Raw genomic sequence first — 16,467 nt, 5'->3', positions numbered from 1 at the left:
AACTCTTTACCATGCTGTTCAAAAAACACTCACGAAAGATCAACACGCCCTAGTAGTATGAGTCTCAAAACAATATGAGAGATTGACTATGCCAAAGTTAGATAAATATAAAGGAATTATTTTTGATCTCGATGGGACTCTGGTCAATTCTATGGTTGCACACGCTCATGCATGGGAACAAACTTGTCAGAAGTTTGGTATTCCCTACGACAAAGAGTGGCTCGATCAACTTGGTGGGATGCCATCGCGAAAAGTGACTCAAGAGATCCTTAAGCGTTACGATCTAACTCTTGATGCTCAACAAATTACTTCGGACAAAATTGCCAACTTTGAAGCCATTGAGCACAAAGGGGATGTTATTCCAGAAACCTATGCACTCTTACAGCAACAGTATCAGTTGAAAAAGATAGGCATCGGCACTGGTGCTCAAGCCAAGCATGCAAGGGCGATTTTAAAGACGACCGATATCCCATCAATGATACGTACGATTGTGACTTCAGATGACGTAGAAAATCACAAACCTAACCCGGATACTTTTCTGAAAGTCGCTAGCCAGTTAGAGCTTGAACCGAGCGATTGTGTGGTGTTTGAAGATACGATTATAGGCCAGCACGCAGCGACATCGGCAGGCATGGATTGCTACATGGTTGAAAACGGGCAGATAACTAAATTTGTTCCAGCGAATGGTTTGGAAGTGGGTAGCGGACCTGAGCTCTGAAACTAAGCTGCGTTCAATCAGATCGCGCATTAATGAATCAGGCCGAAATATTCGTTTAGAAGTCGACGGTGGTGTGAAAGTTAACAACATAAAAGAGATTGCTGAAGCGGGTGCCGATATGTTCGTTGCGGGCTCTGCTATTTTTGATAGTGAAGATTATCAACAAGCTATCGATTCAATGCGAGCGGAGTTAGCTCAATTGAATTAAGTCGAGTATCGACTGCTGTATAAAGGCTCGAAGTATTCTGTAGATCAGGCTTCGAGCTTTTTTGTATCTAATAGCCGTTGATTTAATGGAAATATGTATAGAAGGAAAGTAGGGCTCTATCGTGTACTCTCGTTGGTCTGCACTTGAGTTAAGGCTTGAATTTTGTGTAATAAAACTACAGTTAATATTGACTTTGGTCACATAATGGCGCAAAATTGACCTCAGATCACATAACGATGAGAACACAGTATGAACGCTACAGTAATCACGAATGAAAACAACGTATCACTAGCAAAACCTTCAGTAATGAATGAAGTTCTATTTTTTGCTAAGTCTACCGTTATCATGGGTGCAATTATCCTACTTGTTGCTTCTGCTTGGGTTTAATTTCTAAAATAACCCGCGTTAAGTGTGATCAGTGGTGGTGATTAGCCACTCACTGATTCAAACTAACGTCAGAAGCACCAAATTTATTTACCTTCCCCATTCCACCTTCCCTTTCTCCACCTTCCCTTTCTCCACCCTGACTTTTAGGCCAATCAGGCCGACTTTCTAGTCATCGACTTAGTTACTGAATCAAGTGATTGACTAAACCAAGTTACCTATCTAAACCAACAGTTTAAACACGATGCTTTAAACTAGACCAGTACAAAACCATCATTAATACATACGCTAATGCGGGCGCAATATAACTCGTACTCAGCGAAAGCTCATCAATCAAACTCGCCTGTACGAATGGTAAAACAACCCCTCCAATTGAACACATAATGAGAATTGCTGCCCCTTGTGAGTTTTGCTTACCTGATGCATGTAGCGCTTGTGCGTAAATGATAGGGTAGAGTGCTGAATTACATAACCCTACGACAAGCATCAAATAGCCAATCCAAACATAATTTTGATAGACCGCAACGGCACTAATCAAAGCGGCAATAACGCAAGACAGTGAGAAGAGATAGTGCTTGTTTAAAGTGTTTCCAAACTTGGCGAATAACACTCTTCCAACAAACATTAATACCCAATAAAGAGCGATGATCTGTGTTGCGAAGACCAAACCAAGGTCGCCATATTGCTGGTCGGCAAGATACGCAATAGTAAAAGTACCAAAACTGACCTCGACACCGATGTACAGCAACAGTACCAACGCTAACTTCATAAACTGCTGATTTTTAATTAGAAGCCTTAACCCTCGCCAAAAGCCAGTCATCTGTTTTGGTTTGATATCTGGAAGCTTCATTTTGCTAAAAAATACCAGTAAGCCGAAAAAGAACAGGGCGATGAATAAGAACAGATACGAAACTTGATGGGCGGTGTTGTCGATGTTAAAACTTGTAGCCACGAGAATGACAGCGGTAAGCACTAGCGGACCAAGCACAGTGCCAACGGAGTTAGATGCTGTTGCCACACTTTGACGTATAACACTCTTATCGGGTGTCGAGAGAAGTGATACGTAAGGTGAACTCACTACTTGAATTGCTGACACACCTGAGGCCATCAATAAGATCCCAATGAGTGTTGGAACAAGCTCTTCTCCTCGTACTAAATATGCCATGGCTAGACAGCCCAGAAGGCACCATATCAAGCAGAACTTCAGCGTAGTTCTATAGCCAATTTTTGCCATGACAAATGACGTTGGAAGCGACACCGTAATTCGGGTGATAAAAAAGGCCATGGGAAATAGCATCGCCATTTTATAATCGAGAGAGAAAGCTTCTTTGTAATGTGGAATTAGCGAGTTACTTGAAACTGTAATTAAACCCCAGATAAAAAATATCAGAGACAGTAAGACCAGTGGGGCATCTTTTAACGGGAATACTCTCATAGTGATTCCTTATTGATAGCGATAAAAAAAGCAGAAGATGATCTTCTGCTTTTCGATTGAGACTTTACGGTGTATTGCCTATTAAGCTGTTAATCACGAACGAAATTGATGTGATGAACATGAATGTTGTATTTCTCAATAATCACTTTGGTCGTATGCATACTTTTGATTCGTTGTTCAGAATCTAAAGCAGCAGTCATTGCTGACTCGTTCTCGTAGCTGTGTTGCATCATCAGCAGTAGGTTTTTATGGCTCTCAGCTTCAATCGCTTCAGGCTTGTTCAGCGTTAGCCCTTGGTTATTCGGAAATGTGCGGCTAATAGGCGCGACTTCGTTTTCCATGTATTGGTAGAAGTCTTGCTTTTGTTCTTCAGTTAAATCGGCTTCAAAAAAAGCGGTGCGAAAAATTGTCATGGTCGTTTCCTTACAGTTCAAAGCCAGATTGGTTTGCGATAGATTTCAATGTTGCTTTCGCTTGTTTGATATCTTCGAACCAGTTGTCATTTTGAGCCCACATTTCAATCACTAATGGCGCGCTGTAATCAATTTCAGCGAGTGTTTTGAAAATAGCTGGGAAGTCGACTTGGCCTTCGCCTATAACAAGATCTCGGAACTGGCCTTTGCAGGTTTCTGAAACTCGCAGTGTATCTTTTAGGTGCACTTGTACTAGGTGATCACGGCTTAGCTTTAGTTCGGTACACACGTCGTAGTTCCAACCAGAAATATTACCGACATCTGGGTAAGCCATGAAGTAAGGTGATGGGATCTCGCGCTTGAGCACTTCAAACTTACTTAATGAGTTGAGGTACGGAGTATCCATGATCTCTACACCTAACATGATGCCTGCACGTTCTGCCATTTTGGTGGCTTGTTGCATGCCTTCAATGAAGCGAGCGTGAGTTTCAGCCGATTGCGGTTCGTAATACACATCGTAGCCCGCCATTTGAATACAGCGAATACCAAGCTTATAAGCCAATGAAATCGCTTTTTCCATGATGATCAGCGATTCAGTGCGAATAGCATCATCCATTGAGCCAAATGGAAACTTACGGTGTGCGCTTAGGCACATTGATTGGAAAGGCATTTGGTGCTTTTCACATAGACGGCGAAGCTCGTAAATTTCTTCGTCTGACCAATCTAAACGAGCGCGGCGCTCATCGGTTTCATCCACTGAAATTTCTACAAAGTCGAAACCTGCGTCTTTAGCATAAATAAAACGCTCTTCCCAAGTGAGAGAAGCCGGCATTGCTTTCTCGTAAATACCTAATCTGAATTTGTTTTTAGAATCAAACATTCTTTTTCCTTAAAAGAGTTGTTGTTCTATACGCGTTGTTATGTCTTGAATTCTGCCAGCGATCTCTTCGTAGCCAAGTGCTTTCATTTTTGGCGTAAGCGAAGAGACACTAACCGCGTATACAGGAGAATTGTTCTTGTCAAAAATAGGGACAGCAACACAAGAAATACCCGCTTCGTTCTCTTCATCATCGAGCGCATAACCACGGCTCTTAATTTTATCGAGTACACCAAAAAACTGAGACTTGTCGAGAATCGTGTTTTCAGTTAAAGGCTTCATTGTGCTGACATTGCGTTTCCAATAGGTTTCTCGAACGCTGTCAGAGCTAAATGCTAAGTAACATTTTCCTGCCGCTGAGCAGTACATTGGAGAATGCAGCCCTACGTAGGTTCGAGTTCTAAAGGAAGAATTAACGGGTTCAAACTTGTCTTTAAAAATGATGTTGTCAGCATCAAAAGAGAGGAAGTTAACCGTTTCATTCACATCGTCGAGTAGCTCAGATAGGTATGGCTTAACGGTGCCAGTGACATCAGAGTTGATAGCAGCGTGTCCAAGCTGAACCAACTTCATTGTTAAGCGATATTCTTTACCTGAACACATTTGAGCAACATAACCAGAGTCTTCAAATGTTGCTAAAATACGGTGGACTGATGACTTGTTGAAGCCAGTCCCTTCAGACACTTTTTGTAACGAAACGCCATTAGGATAATTCCCAAGGAATTCCAATACGGTCAGTGCTTTAGACAACGATTTAATTTGCTCACTCATATATGTGCTACCAGTGTTTACCTATTTCAGTATGGAAGTTTTCTGCGATGTCACGTCCATTGCTACCAGCTAACGCTCGGCCAGCAATAAATGACTTTGCAGACAGATTCTTAAACAAATGCAGATCGTCAGGAACAATACCACCAGTAATGGATAGTTCAATTCCAATATCCGATAATTTCTGCATTTTTATCAAATCTTCTTCGGTCCAGCTCACACCAGCAAGTTCCGCATCACGAGAACGGTGATAAATTGCTTGTTTAATGCCCATGTCGACCCAAGCTTGCGCATCTTCCATTGTCCAGTGTCCATACAGCTCAATTTGCACTTCGCCGTCGAATTCATCCGTTACTTTCTTCGCTGAACGAATAGTTTCGATGTGTGCGGCTGCACTTACTGTTACCCAGTTAGCGCCGGCATCCATCGCCAGACGCGTTAAAATAGCGCTGGCATCGGTGATTTTCATGTCACAGACAATGATGTGATTTGGGTATTTTTCTCGTAGGATTCTTACGCTGTCTACGCCATGAGCGAAGGCTAAAATCGTCCCGATTTCAATCACATTTAACTTATCTGCAACATGCTCTATTGAGGCTAATGCTGTGTCGATGTCTGTCGCATCCAGTGCCATTTGTAGCAACGGCTTCGGTGATTTGCACAGGGGTTTAGATGATTCTAATAAAGATTTAGATGTTTTTAATACGGTGCTAGGCATCCATTTCATCCTCAAATTGTTTAAACAACTGCACCAGTCTTTGATAGTGCTTATATTTCTTTTGGTAAGTGTCGTAGTGTTCAGGATTCGGTTCGACACGTGACGCAGAATTAGTGATGGTTTGAGTACATTCTTCTAATGAAGCGAATTCACCTGCGCCCACCATTGCTACCATTGCAGCGCCTAATGAACCGGTTTCATCCACGTCTGATATTTCAACGGTCATGCCGGTAAGGTCAGCCAGCATTTGCATCCATACAGGGCTAGATGCTGGTCCGCCTGTCACTTTTAGTATGTTGGCTTTTGGAAAACGCTGACGCATACGTTCTAGGTGAATGTTGTGACAGAATAAAATGCCTTCCCAAATGGCTTGAATTAGGTGCCCTTTAGTATGGTGCGATTGCAGACCATAGAAGCCTGACTTTAGGCCAAGCCCTTGGTTTGAACCGTAAAGGAATGGCACAAAGTAGATACTGCTTGATGCCGGATCTAATGCTTCGACTAACGCTTGATTTTGCTGGTGGTTAAGCTCGCCATTTTCACCAAGGTAGTCGGCGAACCATTCATAGTTACCCGCAGAAGTCGGGCTCGCTTCGTGAATGATGTATTCGTTATCGACGGCGTAATGGCCGTAAACAAAATTGTGTGATTCTTGAGTCACTTGTTTTGAGATACCAGACGTGACCGCCCATGTGCCCATCACGTAATTCAGGGTATCTTCTGAAGAGTTGATTCCAGAACAGATCGCGGTAGACACAACATCAAACAAACCGCCGAACACCGGCGTACCTATTGCTAGTCCGGTTTCATTAGCAACGGCCGCAGTGATTTTCCCTGCTTGCTGTTGAGGTTTTACAACGGGTGGTAGCGCATCCCAAATTTCTTCGATGCCAAAGGTTTCCAAAAGTGCTTTGTCATACTCACCAGTGATGGAGTTGAAAAAATTACTTTCTGAAATATTGGTCAGTTCTGCTGCGACTTCGCCCGTTAAGCGATATCGAAGGTAGTCGTGAGACATCATCACTGCGCCAATGTTGTTGTATCGTTCGGCATCGTTTTCTTTGATCCAGCGAATAATCGATACAGGGTGACCTGTCCACAGTGTTTGCAGTGTGTTTGGATAGATCTCTTTTGCTTTACCCTGTTCTAGCCACTCTTTAACGATAGGCAGTGAACGCGAGTCAGAAGACATAATGCCGTGGCCGAGGTTTTGTCCCTCTTTATCAAGAAGGTAAACGCCTTTGCCTTGGGCTGAAATGCTCAAGCCTTTGATAGAGGTCGGTTCTACTTTTGTGGTCTCTAAAAGCTGCTTAATGACATCGACAGCGTTACCCCATAGTGCGTTTAGGTCGCGTTCTACCCAACCTTGTTTTTCGTTGATGACGCTCGCCGATACGCGGGCAAGACCTTGTTGTTCACCTTTTTCGTTAAACAACGCGGCTTTCATAAAAGTGCCGCCAGAATCAATTCCAATGTAGTAATTCATTATTTGGCTTCCAGTAAATCGTTGTGAATCTTCACCACCAGTTTTCTTACCGGTTGGCTGTCATCATTTTCAATATTGGTGATATGCACGATATTTGGCGTGAATAAATAAAATTGATTGCGTTTTGCATGAATGAAGCTGAGCTCAACCCCCGGGTATTCGTAAAACTGAAGGTCACGTTCTTGGTTATAAGGCTGCGCGTTGCTGTGTTCGCCAGTGTCTATAGCCCATGCCATCACTTCAGAACCTTCGAGAATGATCTGCAAGTCAGAATGGTATTTATGGACTTCAGGTTGGAAGTTTCCTAGAGGCTCTTTGTCATATTCCAATACAACAAACCATGCCTGTTTTGAATCAAAACCAGGGAGTTCATGGCGACCTAATGCGAGTTTTTCTTGGTCGAGACTGTTCAAGTGCTCAAGCACGTTTTGAATAACGACAGGGTACGACTTGCTGATCTGCGTAGGTTGAGTATTTCCGACTAACATAAGAATTCTCTTTAAATATAAATAGCTTAATAAAGCCAATGCTTTAAATTAATGGGCATTAAATAGGTCTTGTAAAAGCGTCGCTAACCCTGTCTTATCATCATTGTTTTTAGGCGTGATCAGGTTAGCTGAGCTTTTTACGGTGTCATCTGCGTTTTGCATTGCGATGCCAAGTCCTGCTGCTTTTAGCATCGAAATGTCATTGTGGTTATCACCAATCGCGACACATTGTTCTAGGCTGATACCGAGCGGCTCAATGTAGCGAGTCAAGGCATTACCTTTGCTATTACCTGTTGCTGCGAAATCGACGCGATCAATCCAAGATCGCTCGCCGTTGAAGTTCTCTTTCACAAAAGGAATCTCTGCGAATGTGTTTACTTCACCTTCAACGACAAACTTCCACACATACTCTGAAATTTGTGCTTCATGTTGGAAGTCGTCGACCTTTTGAATGTTTGGTCGTTGGCTTTCTGGAAAGGTTTGAGACCACGTCAGTAGCGCTTCCATGTATTCAATAGGGCGTGCTCTCGAGTAGAGCATTGCATCACGCACATACATCACCATTTTCAGATCATGAGCTTGAGATAGGGTGATAAACTCAGCCGCAATTTCTTTGTCGATTGCGTTTTCTTGAATGACCGTATCGTTCTGGTAATCAAAGATGTAAGTGCCATTGCAACAAATTATTGGCGTCGATAAACCAAGCTGATCGTAATAAGGTTTTGCCGCGACATGATGGCGACCCGTAACGATAACCACATGAGTGTGTTGAGCGACTTGCTTGATGGCTTCGACTAACTCTTGGCTAATAGTGTGCTGCGAGTTGAGCACCGTTCCATCGAGATCTAACGCCAATAGCTTGTGCTTATACAATTTATGTTTATAGGACTTATGCGGTGATGACTTATGCATGTGCGAGGCCTTACTTCTGTCCGTAGTATGAGTTCTTGCCGTGTTTACGGTTGTAGTGTTTATCTAGCAGCTCAGGTTGAATCGCTACTTCTGGACTGATAGCGCGAGTGGCTGTTGCCATGGCAGCAATCTCTTCCATTACCACTGCATTGTGCACTGCATCTGAACCATCCTTGCCCCATGTAAATGGTGCGTGGCCTGCGATGATGACACCTGGCATTGCTTGCGGGTCGATATCACGTTGGTTGAATTCTTCGATGATCACCAAGCCTGTGTTTTTCTCGTAATCTGACTCAATCTCAGCTTTTGTTAGTAGGCGAGTACAAGGCACATCACCGTAGAAGTAATCGGCGTGTGTGGTTCCAAGCGCTGGAATGTCTCGCCCGGCTTGTGCCCAAATTGTTGCGTTACGAGAGTGCGTGTGAACGATGCCGCCAATGGTTGGGAAGGCTTTGTAAAGCTCAATGTGCGTAGCCGTGTCGCTTGAAGGGTTCAGCTTGCCTTCAATGCGGTTGCCTTCTAAATCGAGAACAACGATGTCATCTGCCGTCATTACATCGTATTCAGCACCTGACGGTTTTATTGCAATCACGCCACGTTCGCGGTCGATCTCAGAGACATTGCCCCAAGTGAAAGTCACTAAGCCATATTTAGGAAGCTGCAAGTTTGCTGCGAACACGCGTTCTTTTAATTCTTGGTATGTTTTTTGTTGTTGAGACATTGTGTTTGCCCATGTTGGATTGAGTGAATGACGAGCGGATTGCCTAGCTAAACTTCCTAGCTAAAAAAGAGGACTAGGCAATCTCACTCAATTACGTTACTTAGCTGCTAGTTTGATCTTGTTGATCATCACATCGCCATTTTTCTCGATGTAAGCGCTCCAAACTGGTTGGATAGCTTGTTGGAAAGCAGCACCATCAACGTCACGGTTTACTTGCATGCCGTTTGCTTCTAGTTGAGCAATCATCTTGTCTTCTTTCTGGATGCTTAGCTCACGTTGCATTGCTACGGCTTCAGCAGAAACTTCTTCGATAATCTTTTGCTCATCTTCAGTTAGCTTGTCGAACTTACGTAGGTTCATTGTTAGAACTAATGGTGAGTAAGCATGTTGTGTAAGGCTTAGGTATTTTTGTACTTCATCAAACTTGAAAGACAGCGTTACAGAAATTGGGTGGTCTTGAGAGTCAACAACGCCTGTTTCAAGTGCAGTATAAAGTTCAGATACTGGAAGCTGCTGCGGGTTAGCACCGAGCTCATTGAACATGTCGTTTAGCGCTTTCGAGCCATTCACACGCATTTGTAGGCCTTCAACATCTGAAGGAACACGAATAGGTTTTTCGTTGTTGGTCATGTTGCGGTAACCATTTTCAGGGAAACCAAGACCTTTAAGACCGAATTTTTCAAAGTTCGCTAACACTTCTTTACCCGGCTCGCCGTCCAGTACTTTGTATGCTGTTTGACGATCTGGGAACATGAACGGCAGAGTGAAGGCCGCTGATTCAGGCATTAGGCCGTTGTAGTTGTTCAAGCCAACCATCGCTAAATCGACGATGCCAGCACGTGAACCATCGATCATTTGCTTATCACTGCCCAATTGACCTTGTGGGTAGATGTTTACTTTGATTTCGCCGTTTGAACGAGCTTCTACTTCTTTCTTAAAGAACAAAGATAGGTCTTGTTGCAAATCCGACTCTGGTGCAGCGTGCGCCAGTTTTAGAGTCGTAGCGGCAAAAGCGCTAGAGCTCATTGCGATAGTCGAAGCGAGTAGAGTAAGTTTTAGTAGGGTTTTCATTATTATTTTCTCCGTCGAGGATTAACCAATGACAAACGACATTGGCACAGTGATAATGCTTGGGAAGATGACAAACAGTGTGAGCAGAGCCATGTAAGCCGCGATGAAGGGCAATACACCTTTCACTGCAGTCGACATTGGTACTCTCGCTACACCACACACTACGTTTAGTACGGTGCCTACAGGAGGCGTAATCAAGCCAATTGAACAGTTGATAACGAACAGTAGGCCGAAGTACGTTGGGTCAATCCCAGCCATCTTGATGACAGGCATTAAAAGGGGTACAAGGATTAGAATCGTTGGGCTCAAGTCCATAACCATGCCGACACAAAGTACGAGCAACATAATTACTGCCATTAATAGGCGTGGGCTATCCACCAGTGGACCTAACATTTCTGCGAGTTGTTGAGGAAGCTGAGCAACAGTAATTAACCACGCAGCGACCATTGCACAACCCACCAAGAACATAACCATTGCGGTCGAACGACCAGCGTTGAGTACGATGTGGTAGAACTTCTTAATAGTGAGTTCTTTATAAACAAACGTTGAGATGAAAATAGCGTAAGTGGCGGCGACTACAGCGGCTTCTGTCGGTGTAAAAATACCAAAGCGAATACCGACAATGATGATGACTGGTAACATCAATGCCCATACGCCATCTTTAAGTGCAGCGCGTTTTTCAGCCTTTGTTGCACGTTCAGACGTTTCTAAGTTTTCTTTACGAACCGTCCAGCGCCACACAAACATCAATGTCATACCCATTAACAGGCCAGGAACGATGCCGCCTAGGAATAGGTTTTTGATCGAGATACCGCCAGCAACACCTACAAGGATCAGAGGGATTGAAGGTGGAATAACGGGTGCGATGATACCGCCTGAAGCAAGTAAGCCCATTGAAGGTGCTTCTGGGTATTTCGCTGCTTTCATCATTGGGTAAAGAATACTGACCAAGGCTGCTGCATCTGCTACAGCTGAACCAGAAAGGCCAGCAAGCAGTACCGAAGTCATGATTGCAACGTAACCTAAGCCTCCTTGACGGTGTCCCACGTAAGTGGTTGCTAGGCGAACAATACGCTGCGACAAACCACCCGATGCCATTACTTCACCCGCAATGAGGAAGAATGGAATGGCAAGCAGAGTGAAGCTGTCGACACCATTAATTAAAGACTGCGCAAGAATGTCTGCACTAAAGAAGTCCATGTGAAGCATCAGCGCCATTGAAGACAATAACAGTGCAAACGCAACAGGAAGACCAAGTAAGATTGAGACAATCAATACCGATAAGAAAATGGCTAACGTCATTATTCTTTCTCCTCATCTAAGCTATCTAGCTGCCAGTCGGGCTTGAAGATTCGCATAAAGGCAATCACGCCCATTAACAAACCTGACACCACACCGGCTAAGTAAAATAATGCTGAAGGAAGCCCTGTAAGCTGAGAAATATCTGACCAGTTAGACATCATTTGACGGTATGAACCGACGTAAAGCATGCCGACAGAAATCAGTACTATTACCCAGCAGATACGTCTTAATACGGGTACTGCTTTTGGGAAAAGTCGTTCAGAAAATTCCGCAACAGCGAGGTGTTCACCTCGGCGCAGCACAACGGCAGCACCGAGCATGACAACCCATACAAGACCAAGGCGAGATAGTTCTACAGAGGGACGAAGACCAGAAGAAAAGCCATAACGTAAAACTACGTTAGTAAATACGAGCGCAACCATACAGGTCAGAATGACCGCCATGATGACATCGATACTTTTCCAAATACTCTTTAATACACTTTGCATAACGCTTTCCCTACCTTTGGCTAATTACAGAGACGTAATTTGTTCCCAAATTCCATCGTTAATTTCAATGCCGCCAGCTGCTTCGTGTTTCTTAATGAAGTTTTCAATTTCAGAACCAGCAATCATCACTGAACCCGTTTCTGCAGGCTCTGACTCAAGCACGTAATCGCGGATGCGCTTCATCTCTTGTGCGTAAGTGCTTTGATCCATTGTCTTGCTTAAGTCGATAGCGATAAGGAATTGAGATACACCAAACTCACCACCCATATCTTCAGTCAGCGCTGGTACTGAGTGGCCGCCAGTGATTGCCGTTAGCATCATGTCAAGTACGATTGCCATTGATGAACCTTTCCAGAAACCCATTGGAAGTAGGCGTTTGTTTTCCCACAGTACATGCGGGTCTTTAGTGAGTTCACCTTCGTTGTCAAAGCCACCAACAACAGGTAGTTCTTTGTCAGCAAGCACGAAGTTTTGTAGTTGGCCGTAAGAAAATTGGCTCATTGAACAGTCAACAACCACCGGTGGATCGCCCGCAACCGCCATGATGAGAGGGTTTGAACCAACACGGTGATCTTTACCACCCCATGCTGGCATCACTGCGATTGAGTTGGTTGATGCAATTCCTGCAAAACCTTCGCGAGCCATTTTCAATACGTAAGCACCGCCACGCATCCAGTGGTTAGAATTACGCATACCGACCATGCCAATGCCGTAGTCACGAGCCAATTCCATGGCACGTTCTGCACAGATAAGACCGTTAAGAACGCCAGGACCGTAGTTACAATCCCATTGCTCGAGTGCCCCCATGCTGTTAACGCATTCTGGTTCCGCATTGAGTTTGATTTGACCTTTATCTACTTGGTCAATGAATACAGGAAAACGGTTGATGCCATGTGAGTATGTGCCTTCGTTTGCCATCTCAACAAAACCAGCCGCAAGCTTGGTTGCCATCTCTGGCTTCATGTCGCGAGCTAAAAGGATTCGTTCGTATTCTTGTTGTAGTTTTTCTGTTGATACTAAAGGCATCTGTGTTCTCCGATAATTTGAATTCCATAATACGGAATTAATTATTGTTTTTATTCCGAAGAAATTCTGTGAGCAAAGTTACGAAATATTTCCTTATTAAGTTTTTCTCTAATAACTGTTAACTGGTTAAAAAGTGGAACAAAAATATTTAAAGATTCCGCAATGCGAAACAAAAAGCGTGTTCAGGATCTGGTTTCTACGACTAATTGAGGTGAAATTCGACAATTTGGCGGGATTAAACTTGTCAAAAGATGGGTTATTAACCAACCGTAACTTTACTGAATATAAAATAGTGGCGGTGAAATCTGAGGTGTTGGTCAAATTCGGAGAGGGAAGTACGCACAGTTGACCCGTCTTCTATATAGTGGTTTTGTTGTTTTTGTACTATTGCTTGGTAGATATTTGTGAAGTATTGGAGCCAGCTTCTATGAAAATTGTTATTGCACCAGACTCGTTTAAAGAATCTTTATCGGCGGTATCGGTGGCGGCGTGTATTGAAAAGGGCTTTCGTGAAATCTTTCCTGACGCTGACTATGTGACTTTACCTCTGGCCGATGGTGGCGAAGGTACGGTAGATGTATTGCTACAAGGTTTAGCCGGACAAAAGCGAACAAATAAAGTTCAAGGGCCATTGGGAACATTGATTAGTGCTGAATGGGCGATGTTAGAACCGTCAGTTCAGAGCTCCAAGAGAACGGCTTTGATAGAGATAGCTGCTGCGTCTGGTTTAGACTTGCTGACACCAGAACAGCGCGATCCTTTGGTTGCTTCTTCTTTTGGTACCGGACAGCTGATATTAGAAGCGATAGAGCAGGGTGCTCAAACCATCATTCTTGGATTGGGTGGCAGTGCGACCAATGATGGTGGTGCAGGCATTGTACAAGCGTTAGGTGGTAAATTGCTTGATCGTGCAGGGCAAGAGCTCAGCCGAGGTGGCGCTGTGCTAGCGGATTTGGCTTCAATTGATCTTACAGGCGTCGATTCTCGTTGCTCCGATATTGAGTTGATTGTGGCGTGCGATGTGGATAATCCATTGTGTGGTGATAACGGTGCCAGCTATATATTTGGTCCGCAAAAAGGAGCGACACCTGAACAAGTCTTAATGCTTGATAAGGCGCTTGAGAATTTTGCTCAAGTTGCAGAAACGCAAGGTTATGCCGGTGGCGATGAGCCTGTTTACAAGCGTACGGGTTATGGTGCGGCTGGTGGCACGCTGATGGGGCTTGGTTTGTTATTCAATATCCAAATTAAACCCGGCATTGAGATGGTGCTCGATGTTTTGCAAGCTGATGATCTATTGAAAGGTGCCGACTTGGTGATTACTGGCGAAGGGCAGATGGACAACCAAACTCTGCAAGGGAAAACGCCTTATGGCATTGCTAAACGAGCGAGCTTACAAGGCATTCCGATCATAGGCATTGCTGGCTCACTGGGAACAGAAGTAGAAGCACTTTATGGTGAAATGAACAGCTTGTTTGGTACGGTTCGTTCTCCTCAGTCACTTGACCAAGTTCTGCTAGAAGCCGAACTAAACCTTACCAGAACGGCGAGAAATATCGCTGCGACTCTGAAAGTAGGCCATGCGATCTTGAAATAAAGTGAGGTTTGACAATTGGTTACTTAACATCATGGTTCGATAGGTTTTATAGATAGCAACGATAAATAGAAACGATTATATTTTATACCATTAGAGGTCTATTCTATATCCATAATATTTTAGGGGCTTTTGAAAGGAAGCCAGTATAAATATCAAGGTGCACTCACTATTGCTGCACCTTTGGACCTTAAGGAATAGATCATGAGTAAAAAACTAACTACAGCTGCGGGTTGTCCTGTTGCTCATAACCAGAATGTTCAAACTGCGGGTAAGCGCGGTCCTCAACTTCTTCAAGATGTTTGGTTTTTAGAAAAGATGGCGCATTTTGACCGCGAAGTCATTCCAGAGCGTCGTATGCACGCGAAAGGTTCAGGCGCTTACGGTACATTTACTGTTACGCATGACATTACCAAATACACCAAGGCAAAACTGTTTTCTGAAATAGGCAAAAAGACCGACCTGTTTGCACGTTTTACAACGGTGGCGGGTGAGCGTGGCGCTGCCGATGCTGAGCGTGATATCCGTGGCTTTGCATTGAAGTTTTATACTGAAGAAGGGAACTGGGACATGGTGGGTAACAACACGCCAGTATTCTTCCTTCGTGATCCTCTCAAGTTCCCAGATCTAAACCATGCGGTTAAGCGTGACCCGCGCACCAACATGCGCAGTGCGAAAAACAACTGGGATTTCTGGACCTCTCTACCTGAAGCGCTTCACCAAATCACCATCGTAATGAGTGACCGTGGTATTCCTGCGACTTACCGTTATATGCATGGTTTTGGTAGCCATACATTCAGCTTTATTAATGCAGACAACGAACGTTTCTGGGTTAAGTTCCACTTCAAATCTCAGCAAGGTATTAAGAACTTGTCTGATGCAGAAGCGGCACAAGTGATCGGCGATGACCGCGAAAGTCATCAACGTGATCTGCTAGACAGCATTGATAATCAAGACTTCCCTAAATGGACACTGAAAGTACAAGTGATGCCAGAAGCGGATGCGGCAAAAGTGCCATACAACCCGTTCGATCTAACTAAGATCTGGCCGCACGCAGATTATCCATTGATTGAAGTAGGTGAGTTTGAATTGAACCGTAACCCACAAAACTTCTTCGCTGAAGTTGAGCAGTCTGCATTCAACCCGGCAAACGTGGTTCCGGGTATTAGCTTCTCACCAGACAAGATGCTACAAGGCCGTCTGTTTGCTTACGGTGATGCACAGCGCTACCGTTTGGGTGTTAACCATCAGCATATCCCAGTGAACGCACCTCGTTGTCCTGTACACAGCTACCACCGTGATGGTGCGATGCGTGTCGATGGTAACTTTGGTAGCACATTGGGCTATGAGCCAAACAACGAGGGCCAATGGGCAGAGCAACCAGACTTTGCAGAACCGGCATTGAGCCTAGATGGTGCTGCAGCGCATTGGGATCACCGCGAAGATGAAGATTACTTCTCGCAACCGGGTGATCTGTTCCGTCTAATGACACCAGAAAAACAAGCGATTCTGTTTGATAACACAGCGCGTAACCTAGGCGGCGTGCCTAAAGAGATTCAACTGCGTCACCTAAGACACTGTTACAAAGCCGATCCAGCTTACGGTGAAGGCATTGGTAAACTGCTTGAAATCGATGTAAGCGAATTTAAGTCGTAATCAATAAGTTTGATTAGTTAAATGAAAGGCCGTTGAGTGAATCATTCAACGGCCTTTTTTGATCGTGCTGTGTATTAGGTGAGTCATGTAAGTCGTACCAATTACTTGAAAATTAGCACCATTTCTATTGATAGTTTTTGCCTATCAAATTAATAAACTCATCCCATTATATTTAGTTAGGGTAACGGATTATCCTAAGGCT

17 protein-coding genes and 1 pseudogene are annotated in these 16,467 nt (G+C 44.1%); 5 read left to right on the top strand and 13 right to left on the bottom strand.

What is annotated here, in order from left to right:
* Positions 1–88: 88 nt before the first annotated feature.
* The 3 genes and pseudogenes from AB6C75_RS13325 to AB6C75_RS13315 all read left to right on the top strand — a co-directional run bounded on the left by AB6C75_RS13325 (position 89) and on the right by AB6C75_RS13315 (position 1,313).
* On the top strand, positions 89–718 hold the full coding sequence (locus tag AB6C75_RS13325; protein ID WP_009845894.1) for an HAD family phosphatase: 630 nt from the start codon (positions 89–91) through the stop codon (positions 716–718).
* Between the two features lie 4 nt (positions 719–722).
* Positions 723–926 (top strand): annotated as a pseudogene (locus AB6C75_RS13320) (ribulose phosphate epimerase); the annotation flags it as partial.
* A gap of 249 nt (positions 927–1,175) precedes the next feature.
* Positions 1,176–1,313: a hypothetical protein gene (locus tag AB6C75_RS13315; RefSeq protein ID WP_012600138.1), complete on the top strand. Its 138-nt coding sequence runs from the start codon at positions 1,176–1,178 to the stop codon at positions 1,311–1,313.
* Positions 1,314–1,545: 232 nt separating this feature from the next.
* Here the strand turns inward: AB6C75_RS13315 and AB6C75_RS13310 are convergent, their stop codons facing one another.
* The 13 genes from AB6C75_RS13310 to yiaK all read right to left on the bottom strand — a co-directional run bounded on the left by AB6C75_RS13310 (position 1,546) and on the right by yiaK (position 13,015).
* The gene (locus tag AB6C75_RS13310) at positions 1,546–2,745 is read right to left on the bottom strand and encodes an MFS transporter (RefSeq protein ID WP_372107972.1); all 1,200 of its coding nucleotides are present in this window, start codon (positions 2,743–2,745) and stop codon (positions 1,546–1,548) included.
* An 89-nt stretch (positions 2,746–2,834) separates the two neighbouring features.
* A complete protein-coding gene (locus AB6C75_RS13305) occupies positions 2,835–3,158 on the bottom strand; it encodes a hypothetical protein (RefSeq protein ID WP_372107971.1) in 324 nt (107 codons plus the stop codon).
* A 10-nt stretch (positions 3,159–3,168) separates the two neighbouring features.
* Positions 3,169–4,038, bottom strand: a complete 870-nt coding sequence (locus AB6C75_RS13300) for an L-ribulose-5-phosphate 3-epimerase (protein WP_372085750.1) — start codon at positions 4,036–4,038, stop codon at positions 3,169–3,171.
* Between the two features lie 9 nt (positions 4,039–4,047).
* Positions 4,048–4,806: an IclR family transcriptional regulator gene (locus AB6C75_RS13295; RefSeq protein WP_372085752.1), complete on the bottom strand. Its 759-nt coding sequence runs from the start codon at positions 4,804–4,806 to the stop codon at positions 4,048–4,050.
* Positions 4,807–4,813: 7 nt separating this feature from the next.
* Positions 4,814–5,521, bottom strand: coding sequence for a 3-keto-L-gulonate-6-phosphate decarboxylase UlaD (locus AB6C75_RS13290; protein ID WP_372107970.1), 708 nt, complete (start codon positions 5,519–5,521; stop codon positions 4,814–4,816).
* A complete protein-coding gene (locus tag AB6C75_RS13285; RefSeq protein WP_372107969.1) occupies positions 5,514–7,007 on the bottom strand; it encodes an FGGY-family carbohydrate kinase in 1,494 nt (497 codons plus the stop codon). Before AB6C75_RS13285 ends, AB6C75_RS13290 begins: the two co-directional genes overlap by 8 nt.
* The gene (locus AB6C75_RS13280) at positions 7,007–7,495 is read right to left on the bottom strand and encodes a YhcH/YjgK/YiaL family protein (protein ID WP_372107968.1); all 489 of its coding nucleotides are present in this window, start codon (positions 7,493–7,495) and stop codon (positions 7,007–7,009) included. The genes AB6C75_RS13285 and AB6C75_RS13280 overlap by 1 nt, the downstream gene beginning before the upstream one ends.
* 48 nt (positions 7,496–7,543) lie before the next feature.
* A complete protein-coding gene (locus AB6C75_RS13275) occupies positions 7,544–8,407 on the bottom strand; it encodes a Cof-type HAD-IIB family hydrolase (RefSeq protein WP_372107967.1) in 864 nt (287 codons plus the stop codon).
* A 10-nt stretch (positions 8,408–8,417) separates the two neighbouring features.
* Entirely contained in the window at positions 8,418–9,128 is a 711-nt protein-coding gene (locus AB6C75_RS13270) for an L-ribulose-5-phosphate 4-epimerase (RefSeq protein WP_372107966.1), read from the bottom strand.
* Positions 9,129–9,224: 96 nt separating this feature from the next.
* Positions 9,225–10,199, bottom strand: a complete 975-nt coding sequence (locus AB6C75_RS13265; protein WP_012600146.1) for a DctP family TRAP transporter solute-binding subunit — start codon at positions 10,197–10,199, stop codon at positions 9,225–9,227.
* 21 nt (positions 10,200–10,220) lie between these two features.
* Positions 10,221–11,501 carry a TRAP transporter large permease subunit gene (locus AB6C75_RS13260; RefSeq protein ID WP_009845881.1) on the bottom strand — a complete coding sequence of 427 codons (1,281 nt, stop codon included), beginning with the start codon at positions 11,499–11,501 and terminating at the stop codon, positions 10,221–10,223.
* A complete protein-coding gene (locus AB6C75_RS13255; RefSeq protein ID WP_012600147.1) occupies positions 11,501–11,989 on the bottom strand; it encodes a TRAP transporter small permease in 489 nt (162 codons plus the stop codon). The genes AB6C75_RS13260 and AB6C75_RS13255 overlap by 1 nt, the downstream gene beginning before the upstream one ends.
* A gap of 24 nt (positions 11,990–12,013) precedes the next feature.
* Entirely contained in the window at positions 12,014–13,015 is a 1,002-nt protein-coding gene (gene yiaK, locus AB6C75_RS13250; RefSeq protein WP_009845879.1) for a 3-dehydro-L-gulonate 2-dehydrogenase, read from the bottom strand.
* Positions 13,016–13,442: 427 nt separating this feature from the next.
* Between yiaK and AB6C75_RS13245 the strand changes: the two genes are divergently transcribed.
* Both AB6C75_RS13245 and AB6C75_RS13240 read left to right on the top strand, forming a co-directional pair.
* On the top strand, positions 13,443–14,612 hold the full coding sequence (locus tag AB6C75_RS13245) for a glycerate kinase (RefSeq protein ID WP_372107965.1): 1,170 nt from the start codon (positions 13,443–13,445) through the stop codon (positions 14,610–14,612).
* Positions 14,613–14,813: 201 nt separating this feature from the next.
* Entirely contained in the window at positions 14,814–16,265 is a 1,452-nt protein-coding gene (locus tag AB6C75_RS13240) for a catalase (RefSeq protein WP_372107964.1), read from the top strand.
* Positions 16,266–16,467: the final 202 nt, after the last annotated feature.

The organism is Vibrio sp. 10N.237.312.B06 (assembly GCF_041464685.1).
GTDB classification, from domain to species: domain Bacteria; phylum Pseudomonadota; class Gammaproteobacteria; order Enterobacterales; family Vibrionaceae; genus Vibrio; species Vibrio tasmaniensis_A.
Note: the sequence above shows the minus strand (reverse complement) of the source record. Positions and strands in the feature narration are given on the sequence as shown.

Bases quoted from the DNA above. Each gene is read 5' to 3' on its own strand.
- AB6C75_RS13325 (WP_009845894.1), top strand. From the start codon at position 89: ATGCCAAAGTTAGATAAATATAAAGGAATTATTTTTGATCTCGATGGG.
- AB6C75_RS13315 (WP_012600138.1), top strand. From the start codon at position 1,176: ATGAACGCTACAGTAATCACGAATGAAAACAACGTATCACTAGCAAAA.
- AB6C75_RS13310 (WP_372107972.1), bottom strand. From the start codon at position 2,745: ATGAGAGTATTCCCGTTAAAAGATGCCCCACTGGTCTTACTGTCTCTG.
- AB6C75_RS13305 (WP_372107971.1), bottom strand. From the start codon at position 3,158: ATGACAATTTTTCGCACCGCTTTTTTTGAAGCCGATTTAACTGAAGAA.
- AB6C75_RS13300 (WP_372085750.1), bottom strand. From the start codon at position 4,038: ATGTTTGATTCTAAAAACAAATTCAGATTAGGTATTTACGAGAAAGCA.
- AB6C75_RS13295 (WP_372085752.1), bottom strand. From the start codon at position 4,806: ATGAGTGAGCAAATTAAATCGTTGTCTAAAGCACTGACCGTATTGGAA.
- AB6C75_RS13290 (WP_372107970.1), bottom strand. From the start codon at position 5,521: ATGCCTAGCACCGTATTAAAAACATCTAAATCTTTATTAGAATCATCT.
- AB6C75_RS13285 (WP_372107969.1), bottom strand. From the start codon at position 7,007: ATGAATTACTACATTGGAATTGATTCTGGCGGCACTTTTATGAAAGCC.
- AB6C75_RS13280 (WP_372107968.1), bottom strand. From the start codon at position 7,495: ATGTTAGTCGGAAATACTCAACCTACGCAGATCAGCAAGTCGTACCCT.
- AB6C75_RS13275 (WP_372107967.1), bottom strand. From the start codon at position 8,407: ATGCATAAGTCATCACCGCATAAGTCCTATAAACATAAATTGTATAAG.
- AB6C75_RS13270 (WP_372107966.1), bottom strand. From the start codon at position 9,128: ATGTCTCAACAACAAAAAACATACCAAGAATTAAAAGAACGCGTGTTC.
- AB6C75_RS13265 (WP_012600146.1), bottom strand. From the start codon at position 10,199: ATGAAAACCCTACTAAAACTTACTCTACTCGCTTCGACTATCGCAATG.
- AB6C75_RS13260 (WP_009845881.1), bottom strand. From the start codon at position 11,501: ATGACGTTAGCCATTTTCTTATCGGTATTGATTGTCTCAATCTTACTT.
- AB6C75_RS13255 (WP_012600147.1), bottom strand. From the start codon at position 11,989: ATGCAAAGTGTATTAAAGAGTATTTGGAAAAGTATCGATGTCATCATG.
- yiaK (WP_009845879.1), bottom strand. From the start codon at position 13,015: ATGCCTTTAGTATCAACAGAAAAACTACAACAAGAATACGAACGAATC.
- AB6C75_RS13245 (WP_372107965.1), top strand. From the start codon at position 13,443: ATGAAAATTGTTATTGCACCAGACTCGTTTAAAGAATCTTTATCGGCG.
- AB6C75_RS13240 (WP_372107964.1), top strand. From the start codon at position 14,814: ATGAGTAAAAAACTAACTACAGCTGCGGGTTGTCCTGTTGCTCATAAC.